Annotated in this window: 15 protein-coding genes; 4 read left to right on the top strand and 11 right to left on the bottom strand. The window is 58.3% G+C overall.

Annotated elements, in window-relative coordinates; translation table 11 throughout:
- Position 1 precedes the first annotated feature (1 nt).
- The 3 genes from D9K61_RS18335 to D9K61_RS18325 are packed head-to-tail and all read left to right on the top strand — an operon-like array spanning position 2 to position 4,172.
- Positions 2–883, top strand: a complete 882-nt coding sequence (locus D9K61_RS18335; protein WP_120634648.1) for a phosphotransferase — start codon at positions 2–4, stop codon at positions 881–883.
- 8 nt (positions 884–891) lie between these two features.
- Positions 892–3,336 carry an FAD-dependent oxidoreductase gene (locus D9K61_RS18330; protein WP_120634647.1) on the top strand — a complete coding sequence of 815 codons (2,445 nt, stop codon included), beginning with the start codon at positions 892–894 and terminating at the stop codon, positions 3,334–3,336.
- Complete coding sequence (locus tag D9K61_RS18325; RefSeq protein WP_120634646.1) at positions 3,333–4,172, top strand: inositol monophosphatase family protein; 840 nt, start codon at positions 3,333–3,335, stop codon at positions 4,170–4,172. The genes D9K61_RS18330 and D9K61_RS18325 overlap by 4 nt, the downstream gene beginning before the upstream one ends.
- A gap of 72 nt (positions 4,173–4,244) precedes the next feature.
- On the opposite strand, the gene D9K61_RS18320 is transcribed toward D9K61_RS18325, so the two are convergent.
- The 11 genes from D9K61_RS18320 to rbfA all read right to left on the bottom strand — a co-directional run bounded on the left by D9K61_RS18320 (position 4,245) and on the right by rbfA (position 14,591).
- Positions 4,245–5,801: an ATP-binding protein gene (locus D9K61_RS18320; protein WP_120634645.1), complete on the bottom strand. Its 1,557-nt coding sequence runs from the start codon at positions 5,799–5,801 to the stop codon at positions 4,245–4,247.
- Positions 5,795–6,481 carry a response regulator transcription factor gene (locus D9K61_RS18315; RefSeq protein ID WP_120634644.1) on the bottom strand — a complete coding sequence of 229 codons (687 nt, stop codon included), beginning with the start codon at positions 6,479–6,481 and terminating at the stop codon, positions 5,795–5,797. Before D9K61_RS18315 ends, D9K61_RS18320 begins: the two co-directional genes overlap by 7 nt.
- Positions 6,453–6,647 carry a hypothetical protein gene (locus D9K61_RS27030; RefSeq protein WP_162946959.1) on the bottom strand — a complete coding sequence of 65 codons (195 nt, stop codon included), beginning with the start codon at positions 6,645–6,647 and terminating at the stop codon, positions 6,453–6,455. Before D9K61_RS27030 ends, D9K61_RS18315 begins: the two co-directional genes overlap by 29 nt.
- Positions 6,644–8,731: a VIT and VWA domain-containing protein gene (locus D9K61_RS18310; RefSeq protein ID WP_162946958.1), complete on the bottom strand. Its 2,088-nt coding sequence runs from the start codon at positions 8,729–8,731 to the stop codon at positions 6,644–6,646. The genes D9K61_RS27030 and D9K61_RS18310 overlap by 4 nt, the downstream gene beginning before the upstream one ends.
- A complete protein-coding gene (gene xrtT / locus D9K61_RS18305) occupies positions 8,728–10,185 on the bottom strand; it encodes an exosortase T (protein WP_120634642.1) in 1,458 nt (485 codons plus the stop codon). Before xrtT ends, D9K61_RS18310 begins: the two co-directional genes overlap by 4 nt.
- Positions 10,186–10,418: 233 nt before the next feature.
- Positions 10,419–10,688, bottom strand: a complete 270-nt coding sequence (gene rpsO, locus D9K61_RS18300; RefSeq protein WP_120634641.1) for a 30S ribosomal protein S15 — start codon at positions 10,686–10,688, stop codon at positions 10,419–10,421.
- 144 nt (positions 10,689–10,832) lie between these two features.
- Positions 10,833–11,891, bottom strand: a complete 1,059-nt coding sequence (locus D9K61_RS18295) for a calcium-binding protein (protein WP_254055820.1) — start codon at positions 11,889–11,891, stop codon at positions 10,833–10,835.
- A 50-nt stretch (positions 11,892–11,941) separates the two neighbouring features.
- Complete coding sequence (locus D9K61_RS18290; protein WP_120634639.1) at positions 11,942–12,451, bottom strand: DUF1643 domain-containing protein; 510 nt, start codon at positions 12,449–12,451, stop codon at positions 11,942–11,944.
- A gap of 21 nt (positions 12,452–12,472) precedes the next feature.
- Positions 12,473–13,378, bottom strand: a complete 906-nt coding sequence (gene truB, locus D9K61_RS18285) for a tRNA pseudouridine(55) synthase TruB (protein ID WP_120634638.1) — start codon at positions 13,376–13,378, stop codon at positions 12,473–12,475.
- 83 nt (positions 13,379–13,461) lie between these two features.
- A complete protein-coding gene (locus D9K61_RS18280) occupies positions 13,462–14,199 on the bottom strand; it encodes a phosphodiester glycosidase family protein (protein WP_120634637.1) in 738 nt (245 codons plus the stop codon).
- Entirely contained in the window at positions 14,196–14,591 is a 396-nt protein-coding gene (rbfA, locus tag D9K61_RS18275) for a 30S ribosome-binding factor RbfA (RefSeq protein ID WP_120634636.1), read from the bottom strand. The genes D9K61_RS18280 and rbfA overlap by 4 nt, the downstream gene beginning before the upstream one ends.
- A gap of 93 nt (positions 14,592–14,684) precedes the next feature.
- Here rbfA and dapB point away from each other — a divergent pair, with 93 nt between their 5' ends.
- Positions 14,685–15,494 carry a 4-hydroxy-tetrahydrodipicolinate reductase gene (dapB, locus tag D9K61_RS18270; protein ID WP_120634635.1) on the top strand — a complete coding sequence of 270 codons (810 nt, stop codon included), beginning with the start codon at positions 14,685–14,687 and terminating at the stop codon, positions 15,492–15,494.
- Positions 15,495–15,497 lie beyond the last annotated feature (3 nt).

The raw sequence follows: 15,497 nt of genomic DNA, 5'->3' as shown, positions 1-15,497 counted from the left end.
GATGAGCCAATCCGATCTGATGACTCGCATCCGGGCCTTGCCCATCTGGGAGGGCGATATCACAGCCGAACCGCTGACAGGTGGCATTACCAACGTCAATTACCTGGTTCAGGACGCGGCGGGCAAATTCGTTGTGCGTGTCGGCGCCGATATTCCTTTGCATCAGGTCATGTGCTTTAACGAACTGGCGGCTAACAAGGCCGCGCACGCTGCGGGACTTTCACCGGCGGTGGTTCATGCGGCGGATGATCTGACGGTTCTGGACTATGTCGAAAGCCGCACGCTGACCGAAGAGGACGTGCGTCAGCCCGATATGCTGCCGCGTGTTCTGGATCTGGTGAAATCATGTCATCACGACGTTCCCAAACATCTGCGCGGCCCGTCGCTGGTGTTCTGGGTCTTTCATGTCATCCGCGACTACGGCGCCACTTTGAAGGATCGCGGCAGTTCGCATCTGTCGCTGGTGCCCGAACTTGTGGAGACGGGCAACCACCTGGAACAAGAGGCCGGGCCGTATGACATTGTGTTCGGCCACAATGACCTGCTGTGTGGCAACTTTCTGGATGATGGAAGCCGATTGTGGCTGATCGATTTCGATTATGCCGGGTTCAACTCTCCCCTGTTCGATCTGGGTGGTTTGGCTTCGAATAACGGGCTGTCGTCACAGCAGGAAGACTGGATGCTGGAGACCTACTTTGAGGCTCCTGTGACGGATGTCCTACGCCGCCGCTATAGCGCGATGAAATGCGCGTCTTTGTTGCGGGAAACCATGTGGAGCATGGTTTCGCAACTCACATCAGACATCGACTTTGATTACGCGGCTTACACAGCCGAGAACCTCGTGCGGTTTCGCACGGCCCTGGCAGATTTCAAAAATACCTGAGGACAGACATGACAGAACTCCCCTCTTCTGCAAAAGCGGTCATCATTGGTGGCGGTATCATCGGTTGTTCAACCGCTTATCATCTGGCCAAAATGGGCTGGACCGACACCGTTCTGCTGGAACGCAAAAAGCTGACCTCGGGCACGACATTTCACGCGGCGGGGCTGGTGGGTCAGCTACGCTCGAATGCCAATATCACCCAGTTGCTGGGATATTCGGTGGACCTTTACAAGAAGCTCGAAGAAGAAACCGGGCTTGGGACTGGCTGGAAGATGAATGGAGGGCTGCGTCTAGCCTGTAACGAAGAACGCTGGACCGAGGTGAAGCGTCAGGCCACGACAGCCCATAGCTTTGGTCTGGACATGCAGCTTTTGACACCAACAGAGGCACAGGATCTTTGGCCGCTGATGGATATCTCTGACGTCATTGGTGCCGCGTTCCTGCCCACGGATGGGCAGGCAAACCCGTCCGATATCACGCAGGCGCTGGCCAAAGGTGCCCGCATGGCAGGTGCCAAGATATTCGAGGATACCAAAGTCACTGATTTGGAGGTTGAGAACGGCAAGATCCGCGCTGTCGTCACCGAACATGGGCGCATCGAATGCGAAAAGGTCATCGTCTGCGCCGGTCAGTGGACCCGTGATTTTGCATCGCGATTTGGTGTCAACGTGCCGCTTGTGCCGATGGAGCACCAATACATGGTAACCGAGCCCTTTGGCGTTCCCGGCAACTTACCAACCCTGCGTGATCCGGACCGGCTGACCTATTACAAGGAAGAGGTCGGCGGGCTGGTTATGGGAGGCTATGAACCCAACCCGATCCCCTGGGCGAAGGACGGCATCCCAACGGGCTTTCACTACACGTTGCTGGACAGCAATTTCGACCATTTCGAACAGCTCATGGAGCTGTCACTTGACCGCGTACCCGCGCTGGAAACGGCCGGGATCAAGACCCTGACCAACGGGCCCGAAAGCTTTACCCCAGATGGTAACTTCATCGTCGGCGAAGCCCCCGAGCTCAAGAACTTTTTCGTTGGCGCAGGCTTTAACGCCTTCGGCATCGCCGCGGGTGGCGGGGCCGGTATGGTGCTGGCGGAATGGGCCGCCAAGGGCGAGCCTCCGTTCGATCTGTGGTCTGCGGACATTCGCCGCTTTGGTCGCCCGCATTTCGACACGGATTGGGTGCGCACCCGCACGATCGAGGCGTATGGCAAGCACTACACCATGGCGTGGCCACATGAAGAACATGACTCGGGCCGCCCCTGCCGGAAATCACCCTTGTATGACGTGTTGAAACAGCAGGGCGCCTGTTTTGGCGAAAAGCTGGGCTGGGAACGCCCCAACTGGTTTGCGGACACGACACAGGGCGAGGTTGCAAAGGACGAATACAGCTTTGGCCGTCAGAACTGGTTCACTGCCGTGGGCCGTGAACATAAAGCTGCACGCGAGGCGGCGGTTCTGTTCGACCAGACCTCATTCGCGAAATTCTCGCTGAAAGGTCCAGACGCTTTGGCCGCCATGAACTGGATTTGCGCCAATGACGTGGACAAACCGGTGGGCGCGCTGGTCTATACCCAGATGCTGAACGACAAGGGCGGCATCGAATGCGATTTGACCGTCGGTCGCGTGGCGCATGACGAGTTCTACATTGTCACCGGTACTGGGTTCGCCACCCATGATTTTGACTGGATCAACCGCAACATTCCCGAAGGCTTGAATTGCCAGTTGTTCGACATCACTTCGTCTAACGCGGTTCTGTCCCTGATGGGACCCAAAGCGCGCGATATTCTGTCTGCGATAACCAGAGACGACGTTTCGAATGACGGGTTCAAGTTCGGCACCATCCGCACCATTGGCATCGCCGGGTGCCCGGTCAAAGCACTGCGCGTAACTTATGTGGGTGAACTGGGGTGGGAATTGCACCTGCCGGTCGAGTACGCGCAAACCGTCTATGATGCGCTGATGCAGGCGGGCAAACCGCACGGGCTGGTCAATGCAGGGTACCGCGCGATTGAAAGCCTGCGGTTGGAGAAAGGTTACCGCGCGTGGGGGGCAGATATAGGCCCGGATCACACGCCGTTTGAATCCGGCCTCGGCTGGGCGGTTAAGCTGCGCAAGAATACCGATTTCAAGGGCCGTGCTGCGTCCGAGCGGCAAAAAAGTGAGGGCGTCAAGAAGATGCTGGCCTGTTTTACCGTTGATCCCGATGTCGTTCTGCTGGGCCGCGAGACGATCTATCGCAACGGCGAGCGGGTGGGGTGGCTGACCTCTGGCGGCTACGGATATACGGTCGGCAAATCGATTGGCTACGGCTATGTGCGCGATCCGGATGGTGTTACGTCCAACGACATACTATCTGGTGACTACGAACTGGAGGTTGCAACGGAACGTGTCGCGGCCAACGTACAGCTGGAGGCCCTCTATGATCCCAAAATGCAGCGCGTCAAACTATGACAAGACTGTCTTCACAGGGCGGGCATCCATTGCCTGTCCCTGATCCGATCGAACTTCAGGATCTGGGACAGCTCGCCGATTTCGGCGCGCATGCAAAACAGATCACCCAAATTGCCTCAGCGGTTGCGATGGATCATTTTCGCAATTCGTTGGATGTGTCCTTCAAGTCCGACGAAAGCCCGGTGACCCAGGCGGATAAGGCGGTCGAAGCAGCTGTGCTTGCCTATCTGGAAGGCCATTTCCCTGACCACGGTGTCTATGGCGAAGAATACGGGCAAAAGAGGCTGAACAGTGAATATCTGTGGGTCGTCGATCCGATCGACGGCACCCGGTCCTTCTTGTCCGGCCATCCCTTGTTCGGCTTCTTGCTGGCGCTGTTGCAAAATAGCGAACCTCAGATTGGCATCGTCGCCATGCCAGCCTTGAGCGAGGTTTACTTGGGGGTGAAAGGGAAAGGTGCGTGGCTAAATGCTGACTCAATATCCGTCTCAAACACCACCCAGTTGGATCGCTCAATCCTTTACGTCAACGAAGGCGACAAGATTTTTCAGAACGAACCACGATTGTTTAATCGCCTGATGAAATCCGGGCAAACCCGCCGATTTGGGTATGATTGTTATCCGCATGCCCTGTTGGCGGCCGGTCATATCGATGTGGTGTTCGATTATGATCTGCAGCCCTACGACTTCATGTCGGTTTCGGCGCTGGTGCAAGCCGCCGGTGGTGTGGTGACCGACTGGGCGGGTAAGCCTGTGGGACTGTCCTCGGATGGTCGGATCATTTCGGCCTCAACGCCAGAGCTGCACCAGCAGGCGCTTGCCCTGATCAAAGCGTAAAGGGCTTTGGCTCGGGTGTTCGATCTTGGTCAGCCTTAGTGTGTTGGCGGGATACGGTGCTTTTGCTGGGTCTCAAAACTCCAATCGAAACGTAGCGCCGGATTCAACCGGCAATGCTTCGATCCGCGCGCCAGCCTGATCAAGTATCGCTGTGACGATGGCCAAGCCCATACCGGTCCCGCCTGCATCTCGTCTGGTTGTGAAGAAAGGCTCCGCAATGCGGGCGCGATTTTTCTGGGAAATCCCGCTGCCATTGTCAGCAATCAACAGGCTGTGTGACGCGGCATCAAAGGTCATTTCAATGTTGGTCGCGCCATGTTGCAGTGCATTTTGAAAAAGATGATGCAAAATGATCTGAGCCTGGTCTTTCGACAACGGAAGGCATGCATCCGGGTCAGCCTGCAGACCGACCTTCAAGTCGCTAAACTCGACCGAGGCTGCCGCAACCATGTCCGCAAGCGGCGTAGGCGTTCGGTCGATCTGTACACTGACTCGGGCCAATTCCCGGAGCCTGCCAAGAAGCGCGTTCATGCGTTGGCCTTCTTCCTGGATGTTGGACACCAGCTTTTCATACCGGTCGTTCGCCATATCCGGATTGCTGTCGGCCAGCAGTTCCGCCGCCCCGATGATGGCGGTGACGGGGGATTTCAGCTCGTGCGTTACGTGGGTTGTGTAGGTTTCGATTGCCGCAGACCGCTCGGACAAAGTTGACGCCATGGACACAACATTGTCGCCCAGATCTGCCAGTTCCTGAACGCCGTAATGGCGTACTGGGCTTGGGACTTGTTTCACCCCGCTTGCAACATCTCTGCTCTGCCTGCTCAGATCATGGATCGGGCGCGAAATAAGACGCCACAGAAGCGCGCCGACCAATGCCGCTGACAGCGCCATGAAAACCGCCAACAACCCCAGCGTATACCGTTCCTGAAACAGGAACTTCCGCAGGTCCATTGGCGTCCGCGACAGGTAGACGGCCCCAATGACGCGGTTGTTCAACACGACAGGGTGGGCCACAAAAACCCGGTACGAGGTGTCCCGGCTTAACGAATTCATCACATGTCGTTTGGTCTGATCGTCGCGGTACCGCAGCAGTGTCCCGGTTTCTCCCCGCAAGGCCTGCGCAACTTCGGGGACATGCGCAAAGGACCCGGTTACGGACCCACTGCTGGCAATGATCTGACCGGAATGGTCCAGGAAAAGATAACCCGATAGCGTGGTTTTCTTGGCCTTCGCGGCCAGACGCGACAGCGTGCCGGATATCCTGGCATAAGGGCGCGCGACCTCATCCGACGTGGTCACCGGATCTGGCCGGGGGGGCGATACCTGCCCGCGGAACAAATCCAACGTGGGTGGAATGGGGTGATAGTCCTGCGCAAGAAACGCGATGTGTTCAGGTGACATCTCGTGCCCAATCTGCGGTGAGGGCTGGTGTTCAGCAAAGGCTTTGGCATAGACCTCGGCGAATACAGCGGCTTGCGCCAGTAGGCTTCTTTCGGTTTCCCGCGCGAATTGATTACTGGACAGCCGGGCCCCCAGCACGCCGACAATCGGCAATGCCACAAGGCACAGGCAAACCATCGAAATCACCAAAGCCAGTGATGGGCGCCATTTTCGCGTGACCGTCAGCACTGGCAATCGCCCAGCTTGACCCCGACCCCGTGAACCGTCTGGATCAGGTCCGGATAGCCAAGTATGCGTGCTTTTTGTCGGATGTTGCGGATGTGGCTGTCTACCGTGCGGCCGGAGAGGTAGGTGTTTTGCCCATAGACCAGCTCGATCAGCTGCGATCGCGAAAAGACCCGGTCCGGCGATTTTGCCAGGATCGACAGTACCGCGAATTCGATACCGGTCAGTTGAACCTCGGCATCTGCGAGGGTGCAACGATGGGCGGTCTCGTCCAGACGCAAATCCTGATAGACCGTTGCCGTGTCTTTCTGGGTCGGCGCAGCCGCCCGCGCCAGAATGGCCTTGATCCGTAACACCAACTCGCGCGGGCTGAACGGTTTGGTGACATAATCGTCGCCCCCGGTTTGAAAGCCCAGAATGCGATCAATCTCTTCATCGCGCGCGGTTAGAAACAGCACGGGTACCGAGGATGTCCGGCGCAGTTCCCTGCACGTGTCCAACCCGTCCATATCCGGCATGCCGATATCCAGCACAATCAGATCGGCAGGGTGATCGGAGTACCGTTCCAACGCGTCCAGCCCGGTTGCGGCCTCGGTCGTCTGGAAGCCCGAGTCTTCCAGGGCAAAGCGCACGACATCGCGAATACGGGCATCGTCATCTACGATAAGGATGTGGTTCGCCATGGGTGTCTGCCGTTGAATTTGCGCTGTTGTGCCGATCACAGATCATACTGCTGTCGGCGCGGTCAAGTGAGACGTCGGGCTGGCGGTGCCGTCGCGGCGTGCGCCAGTTGATGTCACCATCCAGCCACCACGCGTCGGTTTGTAGTTTGTACGGAACCCCCCTCATGCGTGTTTCCTCCGCGGACCGGTTAGTCGCAGGGTCGCAAGGGCCAGAAGGGTCAAGATGCCAAACAACGTTTGCGGCTCGGGGGTCGAGGATCCGCTGAACCCGGTCTTGGGGTATGCTGCGGCACTGACACCCGCAACCTGAGGCAAAGGCACGGCGGTTTTCTTTATCGGTGTTCCACTTTCGTTGACGATGGCTTTCGAAACGGCGACAAAAGATGTGTATTGCGTCTGCAGGCTGAAACGCAGCCCCAGATCGGCAATTTGCTTCTTCAATGTGGCCTCGTCACCGGCTTGTACCGCGATGGCGCGATCCAGATCCGCAATGCGTGACCGGGCCCAGGTTAATGGGATAGAGGCACCATTGGGTTCATCGTTTTCAGGGTCGGATTCCGTCGGCAGCGTTAGCGACAAGGGCATCGCAGCCTTGCGCCCTTGCACCAGACCGTTGATCTGAACATTTGCCGGTCCGCCGTCATTGTAGCGGGCCAACACACGCACCGATCCGCCATCAAACAGGTCAGGGATGCGGTGCGGGACGACGTCCGTGACGTCCAGTTCGCCCCAGTCGATCGAGATATCCGTCAACACCGGCGATTTCAGATCGCGAGCCAGGGTTTCGGCCACATCATCTGCGCGATCCGTAGGATCGACATAACGCGCGTAGCCGCGCCCTTCGTCGGCCATGGCATCAAGCAGATAGCGGTTGACCGCGGTCCCCACACCAAAGGCATAGATGCGGGCGTCGCCGATCTGCCTGCGGATCGTGCGCAAAACCGTCGCTTCGTCGCCGATATAGCCGTCGCTCAGGAAAACAACGACACGCAGGGTATTGTCCGGTTGCCGGGTTGCGAATGCGGTGCGGATGGCATTGTCGATCTCGGTCCCGCCCGAGGCGCGAAGATTTCGTACAAACCGAAGCCCGGCCTTTTTGTTGCCCACGGTTGCGGGAACCGCATCGGTGGAGAACTCGGTCGCGTCCGAGGAAAACCGGACCACGCGGAAGTAGTCCTCGGGCCGAAGGCTCCTGAGAGCGGCCTGCATAAACCGCTTACTGGCATCCAGCGGCGCACCGCCCATTGACCCGGATGTATCCAGAACAAAAACAAGCTCGCGCGCGGTGATCTGATCAGGGTCGGGAGCATTCGGCGGCTCGATCATCAATGAGACAAAACCACCGCGATCATCATGATGCGACAGGACACCGGCGGTCACATCATCGCCGCCCAGTTCATAACGCAGGATCACATCGCGGTTGTCGACGACACGCCCGGCCAGAAAACTTGCCTGAACCGAACTCTCCGTCTGTTCGGTTTTCAGATCATGGGTGGGGCTGGTCAGGCTAGATACCGGAATGGCGGCTTCAAGGGTTAGGTCAAGCGACACGCGTTCCATGTCGATCTCATCCGGGATCGTCAGGCCCACAACCGGCGGATACTCCGGCACTTTGGCGACCTGCCAACCGCCGTTCGGAACATTGGTGTCAATTACCAGATCGTCCGATCCATAGAACTCTTCAGCGGATGCTGATCCCGGGGTGCTGCCTTCGTAGCGGGGTCCGACGACCAGCGGCAGAACAAGCTCATAGGCGTTGTCGATCTTGGGAACTGCTTGAACATAGCTCAAGGTTACGGTGATGGGCTGTCCGGGCATCAAATTGGCGATGTTCTGGGTGAACATATTGGGGCGATGCTGGGTCAAAAGCGCTGCTGCCTTGCCGGATTGTTCGGCATCCTTGAACGTCTCTTCCGCCTCGGCCTTGTGCTGGATCCGGGCCTCGACCACCTCGTCGCCCACCTGCATTTGCATGGCATAGATCGCCGCGTTCTTGTTCAGCGGAAATAGGTATTCAGCCGACATCGGCGTATCTGACGGGTTGGCAAAAACCTGACGAACCTGAACGGTTGCCAGATCCCCCCGAATGTCCACCATCAGTTCTGATTTCAGCAGGGGCATATCTATTTGCCCAGCGGCACTTGTCCCGATGACACGACCGGCAATGTCATCGGTGGTCTGAGCCTGGAGGTGCGAAGCCCAGACCCCGGGCAACACAAATAACGAGATTGAAACAATCTGACGTATCATAAATCGGTTCCTTTGATGTTTTGAATGTCGAGTGCGGCAAGCGCTGCCGCGTCCAGGTCGCGGCGCTGCGTGGCGTCCAAAGCCCATGGTGTGATCCTTTGAACGCTGCTCCAGGTTCCGCCGGATCCGTTCATCCAGCGCCAGATCGCCTCGCCAACGCTGGGCGTGACATGCCCGGACTGCGCCACATAGCTGACAGCGACCAACCACTGGTCCCCCTCGGGGCCGGTGGCCTGGTAATAGGCGCTGGGAACGCCCTCGTAGCGGGTGCCAAGGAAGCGAACCGTGTATCCCAGACCGCGCAGGCAAATCTCGGGGGCATGGAGATGTCGCAGAGGCGCACGGGTGCTCACCACGTTCAGACCCATGGGGCCGAACTGAACCTTCTGCGCCTGCCCGCCATAGGTTTGGAAGTAAGACGCCTCCATGTTTGTCAGCGGGACGTCTTGGGCCACAAACCCCTGAATCTGAGTGGGCAGGATCGGGGGTGTGACCGATGTCGAAACGTCCACCGGGTCAGCCTTCATCGATACGATGACCAGGCTGCCCGCCAGGTAGGTCAGGCAGAATGACGCTCTGATCCACTTTGGCGCCGCTGGTTTTTGGGGCCGTTGCGGGCCGGAGCAGACAGGGTTTGCGCTGTGGGGGCGGTAGAAAAGGGCAAATGGCAGGACCGTTAACCCAAGCGTCAGCAACCCGATGACTGAATGCACTGGCTCGGACATGACATTCAAATCATTTGCAAGACCAACCGCCAAAAGCGAAATCCGCAGACTGTTGCCGATCGTGGCACTGAAAATCGCCGCCAAAAGGCAGAGGCAGCCTATATGCCAGCGCGGACGCATCACCGCGTTCTGGGCAACGACAAATGCCAGCGACAGCAGCAGGCCCGATGCGCCGGAACATGGGAGATCGACCAGAATGTCGCGTTGTTCCAACGTGATCCGAACGCCGTCACAGATCACCTCGGAAAACAGGTGTTTGAGCATTTTGCAGGACAGGTCCGCCGACACCATTTGCAGCGGAAACCCCATCGTGCGCTGCAAAACCATCTCGGTCGGCAAGGAGAATAGGAACAGCGCTGCCATCCAGAAGGGCGACAAAGCAAAAGGCCTTTGGTTCAGGCGCAAGAGGCCAACCAGCGCAAACACATCAACCGCAAGGGCCAGCGCACTAAGAATGTTGATGGCCAGAACTTGCCCAAGCAACCGTATCAAGGCCGCCAGAAACAACAGCAGCAAGACTGGCGCTTTTACACCCGTTGTTACGGGCTTGCCGCTCAGCAAACTGGCGCTACCAAGACCAAGGATCAGAACGACGTAAACATAGCCGTAAGATCCGTAGGCCGGGCTGACCCAGCTTTGGAAAAGCCATTGCAGCGGTTGGGCAGCCAGAATGAGTGATGTTGCCGCCAATGCGGACCAGGCAAGGGTATCTACGCTCAAATATCTCATGTCGTCTGGTGTGACGACCAGATGCGCACTTCCCCGGGTCGAGTTGTGCAGATTTTGATGAGAAACGTGTTGTTGCGCGTATTTTAAGTTTGCGCACCGACTCCGTGACCTTAGTCAGGTTGCGCACAAGATGGTGCATCTGGAAGAGCAAAAGAATACGCCCGCCAAATGTGGCGGGCGTACAAGTTCTACAAAACGGGTCTCAGATCTTGCACAAATCGTACAAAACGCGCTTAGCGGCGGATACCCAGCTTTTTGATCAGGTCCTGGTAACGCGCTTCTTCTTTGCCCTTCAGGTAGTCCAGCAGTTTACGACGCTGGGCAACCATCTTCAGCAGGCCGCGACGACCGTGGTTGTCTTTCTTGTGGGTCTTGAAGTGCTCGGTCAGGGTGGTGATGCGCGAGGTCAGGATGGCAACCTGGACTTCTGGCGAACCGGTGTCGCCGTCCTTGGTGCCGAATTCTTTCATAACGCGTGCTTTTTCGTCAGCAGTAATCGACATCGGGGTCTCCTTTAAAAGGTTAGCGTGAATGGCGCAGGCCGGGATGTCGTCCAGCACAGGCCCATGGAGAAAACCGCACCGATTCCGATGCGGATGGGCGCGTATAGGCGCTTTTCCAGCGAATAGCAAAAGGATTCTGCGGGCTCAGCCGGTCTGTCCGTATTGCGTCAGTTCAGCCTCTGATATCAGCTGAATGTCAGTGCTTGTTATACCTTCAGCCCCATACAGATGTGCCACCTCCTGACCGTTGATCATGACGCGTGTCAAGTTGGCGTTCTCGCTATCCGTTTCAATCTCGATATCCGGGTCAATCGGATCTTCCCATGTGATCAAAAGCTTGTCCTGACCCGGTTGGAAACCCATAACCGTGACCTCTTCGTCATCCTCATCAGTGTCCAAAATGATGTTGTCGTTGCCTGCGCCACCGGTCGCGACGTCGCCGCTTTGGGCCAGAATCGTATCATCTCCAGCGCCGCCATTCAGGAAATCGACCTGTGGTGCGCCGTCGGCGTCATCGCCGTACAACACGTCATTTCCATCACCGCCAAAGACCACATCCGCGCCCGCGCCCCCGGCCAGGATGTCATCACCGAATCCGCCATGCAGCGCGTCATCGCCTGCGCCGCCAACCAAACTGTCACTGCCCTGGCCACCATAGAGCGCATCTGCTCCGTCGCCGCCATCCAGTTCATCTTCACCAAAATGACCGTATAGATCGTCGTCGCCGTCATCGCCTGCCAATTGGTCGTCACCGGCCTCACCGTGCAGGACATCGTTGCCATGCCCGCCTGACACCAGATCAGCGCCTTCGCCGCCGTGCAACACGTCGTCACCGCAGCCGCCGGAAATAAGATCATCGCCGCCGTAGCCATTGATCTGATCATCGCCGTCCTGTCCGGTCAGCGCATCCATCCCATCCGCACCGGCAATAACCAGATCCCCTTCGAATTCAGAGACCACAGTCCCGGTAGATGGGTCTTCTGTTTCAGGATCCTCAACATTTTCACCGACCTCAAGCAGGTTTCCTTTGGGAATTTCTGTTGGCGAGTCATCGTTGACTGAGTCGTCTGCGTCATCTTCGTCGCCGACAAACATATCGCTCACCGCGTAAGCCGCGCCACCTACAGCGGCCAATCCAAGCAATCCGGCCAGAAACATGTGAACCCTCCGAAAGCGTGCTGCCCCGAGGGTGGAATATCCCATGCTTTCAGCCCCTTGGTCAAAGGATAGCTCAGGTTGTGGTTAACCCTTTGTCACCGCCCCCAGGGCTCGGGTTGCTGCGTGTAGGCTATATACAAGGGGTGTTTTGGGTGGCCGTCTTTGGTCAGTCCCAGATGAAACAAGGGCTGCTTGGTTTCGCGCAGCAGGTGCTCTACAGACGGCCCCCTCTCAAGATGTGCGCCATGGGTGCCCCAGGCTGCAATGACCTGATCGGCCCAGCCTACGCCATCCAGAATAGCTGCATCGTTTTCCGGCCCTACCGGATCAGCAGCGGCGCGCATTTTGCGTGGATCAGTATCACGCCAGGCGAAGATATTGGTGACCTGAAACGCCCCAAACCCAAGCGCTCGCGCCCGCCGTTCGCAGCGTTCCACCGTCGGGTCGTTCTGCACTTCGGTCGCGGTCGATGGGTTCAGCATCACGAACAGTGCTTTGCGGCCTTGCTGGTCCCAAACACGGGTCAGGCTATAGCGGTATTTCTCGCAATCGGAATAGACGGCGGTCGAGGGCGCGTCGCCCTTGGTGTGCGTACGGGTGATCATGAGATTCGCCTAGCACGGCTGTCAGCTGACGAACACCCGGCTAGGATGCAATTCGCCAGATTTGTAGATGCCGACCGCGACGGCCTGACCATCCAACGAGGCCCAAGCTTCGTCGCCATATTCCACGTCCGAGGCCAGAACCATGCCCGGATTTCCATTGCGCAGGCGGGTGGCGCCTTCGGGGGTGCACTTCAATTCGGGCAGGTCGGTTAAGCCAATTTCCAGTGGGTGCAAGTAGTCGTCCAGTGCTGTGGTTTTGGCCATCTCGTCGATCTGCTCGATGTTCAGCCCATCCTTGGCCTCGAACGGGCCGGACCAGATACGGCGGAGCTCGCGGACGTGACCGTGGCATCCCAGCGCTGCGCCCAGATCGCGGGCGATGGACCGGACGTATCCGCCCTTGCCACATGTCATCTCCAGCACGACGTGATCGTCGTCAAGGCGGTCGACCAACACCAGCTCTTCGACCCACAAGGGGCGGGCGGTCAGTTCCACATCCTCTCCGTCGCGGGCCAGTTTGTAAGCGCGCTGGCCGTCGATTTTAACAGCCGAGAATTTGGGCGGAACCTGCATGATCTCACCAATGAAGGGTGATAGCGCCTGCTTGATGTCGTCGTCGGACGGCCGCGCCGTGCTCTCGGCAATAACTTCGCCCTCGGCATCGTCGGTATTGGTCGCCTGACCCAGACGGACAGTGAACGTGTAGGCTTTCAGGGCGTCGGTGATGTAGGGAACGGTCTTTGTGGCTTCGCCCAACGCCACGGCCAGAACGCCAGTCGCCTCAGGGTCCAGCGTGCCGGCGTGTCCAGCCTTCTTGGCGTCCATCGCCCAACGCACCTTGTTGACCACGGCGGTCGAGGTCATGCCCGCGGGCTTATCCACCACCAGCCAACCGGAAATGTCGCGACCCTTGCGTTTGCGTCCCATCTTGCACCTAGAATCTTACTGAGGCGCGCGACCTATCGGATCGGTCGGGCGCTGTCAATTTAGCATGACAGGCTAGATTTATGTCAGGGAATATCCTGGACCACGCCGACAATGGGACCCAGCGAGAACCCGACATCGGACCGGTTCGCGGCGCGGTCGTAAAGGCGTGAGATGTTGCCATCAAAAAACAGCGCATTTGGTGTTTCAAGCACGTCTCGAAACAGGCTGCCAAACTCGTGGAAGGTGACGTAGTCCTCAGAAATGGCAAACACCGCGCGCGTTCCATCTTCGCTGGTCCCAACGCCATTGCGGACATAGCGAGAGGTCGAATCGAGCAGGAAACGCGGGTGAAGCTCTCCGTCGATCACCAGCATCGGGCCGGATTGGCTGGCGAAGCGGCACTCGGGGCTGTCATCGATAAACTCCAGTGTCTCGATCACATCCGCACGGTCGTCGCGGATACAGAAGACGCCATTTGGCAGCAGGCCGAAATTGCCAGGGCCAGGGTTGGGGATCACCCGCATAAGCTCCTGACCGTTTTCGACATAATGCCCGACGGGCGACCGATCGTCGTGATACATGCCCGCATTCATGGCAAAGGCCAAGCGTTTGCCTGTTGGCTCCAGCGCTTCGTTCACGGATGAGAAATGCCCCAGCAGCTCGTCGTTGCTGTCCTTGAGAAACAAGCGCAAGTCTTCACTTGCGGCATCCACCTCGCAGATGGTGTACCGCTTGCCCTCGTGGGTCAGCTTTTCGCAAGTGACCGCCGAAGCTTGCGCCGCCCAGAAGACAGCGCCCAGAATCGCAAGCGTGCGGATCACTCGTCCAGATCGCGGCGCACCGCGTCCTGATTGAACATCCGGCGGGTGTCATCCAGACGGTCGAACGTGTCATCCAGGCGGAACCGCAGATCGGGCGAAAATTTCAAACCAACCTTTTTGCCGACCATGCGCCGCAATTCGTGTTTGTTACGAGCCAGCAACTCGATCACATCCTCTTTGCCTTTGCCACCCAACGGCAGCACATAGGCGGTTGCGATCTTCAGATCGGGCGAGGTACGCACCTCGCCAACAGTAATTGACATACGGTTCAGGTCGGGGTCGTGGACGTCGCCGCGCGCCAACACTTCGGACAGTGTACGGCGGATCAGTTCGCCGACACGTAGCTGTCTTTGGGATGGGCCGGGGCCATCGTGGAATTTGTTCTTAGCCATAAACCCCGATCTAAGCGCAAAGCTGGGCTTTGCCAAGCGGCCCCGAACCGGGTAGGAGGCTTTGAGCCGAATTTGACAAGAAGGACCAGCGCAATGACCCATGTTCCGGGGATCGTCATCACAGGGGCTTCGGGCCGTATGGGGCAGATGCTGATCAAGACCGTAGTTGATAGCGATCGGGCACGACTGGTCGGAGTGGTCGAGCGCAAGGGTCATGACTGGATCGGTCAGGATGTGGGCGAAGCCATGGGCGGTCAGGCACTAGGCGTCACCGTGACCGACGATCCGCTTGAGGCGTTTGCACAGGCGCAGGCGGTGATCGATTTCACGGCCCCCGAGGCAACGCTGGAGTTTGCGGCGCTGGCGGCGCAGGCGCGCTGCGTGCATGTGATCGGCACCACTGGCATGACGGATGAACAGATCGCCGCGCTTGAACCAGCCTCGCGCCACGCGGTGATCGTACGGGCCGGGAATATGAGCCTTGGGGTCAACTTGCTGGTCCAACTGACCAAAAAGGTCGCAGCCGCGCTGGACGAGGATTTTGATATCGAAGTGATCGAAGGTCACCACCACCACAAGGTTGATGCACCGTCGGGTACAGCGTTGATGTTGGGCGAGGCGGCGGCTGAGGGGCGGGGCGTCAATCTGGCCGATGTCTCGGACCGGGGTCGCGATGGGATGACCGGAGCCCGCAAGCGTGGCGACATCGGGTTTCACGCCATCCGGGGCGGCGACATAGTCGGAGAGCATGATGTTCTGTTTGCCGCACCGGGCGAGCGGATCGTGATGCGCCATCTGGCCTCGGACCGTGCCATCTTCGCACGCGGCGCGTTGAAGGCTGCGTTGTGGGGGCAGGGCAAGGCGCCGGGTCACTATGATATGGTGGACGTGCTGGGTCTTTAGGCC

It is taken from the genome of Ruegeria sp. EL01, from assembly GCF_900313035.1.
In the GTDB taxonomy this organism is placed as follows: Bacteria; Pseudomonadota; Alphaproteobacteria; order Rhodobacterales; family Rhodobacteraceae; genus Ruegeria.
Note: the sequence above shows the minus strand (reverse complement) of the source record. Positions and strands in the feature narration are given on the sequence as shown.

Excerpts from the sequence above, each read along its gene's own strand:
- D9K61_RS18335 (WP_120634648.1), top strand. The coding sequence starts at position 2 with ATGAGCCAATCCGATCTGATGACTCGCATCCGGGCCTTGCCCATCTGG.
- D9K61_RS18330 (WP_120634647.1), top strand. The coding sequence starts at position 892 with ATGACAGAACTCCCCTCTTCTGCAAAAGCGGTCATCATTGGTGGCGGT.
- D9K61_RS18325 (WP_120634646.1), top strand. The coding sequence starts at position 3,333 with ATGACAAGACTGTCTTCACAGGGCGGGCATCCATTGCCTGTCCCTGAT.
- D9K61_RS18315 (WP_120634644.1), bottom strand. The coding sequence starts at position 6,481 with ATGGCGAACCACATCCTTATCGTAGATGACGATGCCCGTATTCGCGAT.
- D9K61_RS27030 (WP_162946959.1), bottom strand. The coding sequence starts at position 6,647 with ATGAGGGGGGTTCCGTACAAACTACAAACCGACGCGTGGTGGCTGGAT.
- D9K61_RS18310 (WP_162946958.1), bottom strand. The coding sequence starts at position 8,731 with ATGATACGTCAGATTGTTTCAATCTCGTTATTTGTGTTGCCCGGGGTC.
- xrtT (WP_120634642.1), bottom strand. The coding sequence starts at position 10,185 with ATGAGATATTTGAGCGTAGATACCCTTGCCTGGTCCGCATTGGCGGCA.
- rpsO (WP_120634641.1), bottom strand. The coding sequence starts at position 10,688 with ATGTCGATTACTGCTGACGAAAAAGCACGCGTTATGAAAGAATTCGGC.
- D9K61_RS18295 (WP_254055820.1), bottom strand. The coding sequence starts at position 11,891 with ATGGGATATTCCACCCTCGGGGCAGCACGCTTTCGGAGGGTTCACATG.
- D9K61_RS18290 (WP_120634639.1), bottom strand. The coding sequence starts at position 12,451 with ATGATCACCCGTACGCACACCAAGGGCGACGCGCCCTCGACCGCCGTC.
- truB (WP_120634638.1), bottom strand. The coding sequence starts at position 13,378 with ATGGGACGCAAACGCAAGGGTCGCGACATTTCCGGTTGGCTGGTGGTG.
- rbfA (WP_120634636.1), bottom strand. The coding sequence starts at position 14,591 with ATGGCTAAGAACAAATTCCACGATGGCCCCGGCCCATCCCAAAGACAG.
- dapB (WP_120634635.1), top strand. The coding sequence starts at position 14,685 with ATGACCCATGTTCCGGGGATCGTCATCACAGGGGCTTCGGGCCGTATG.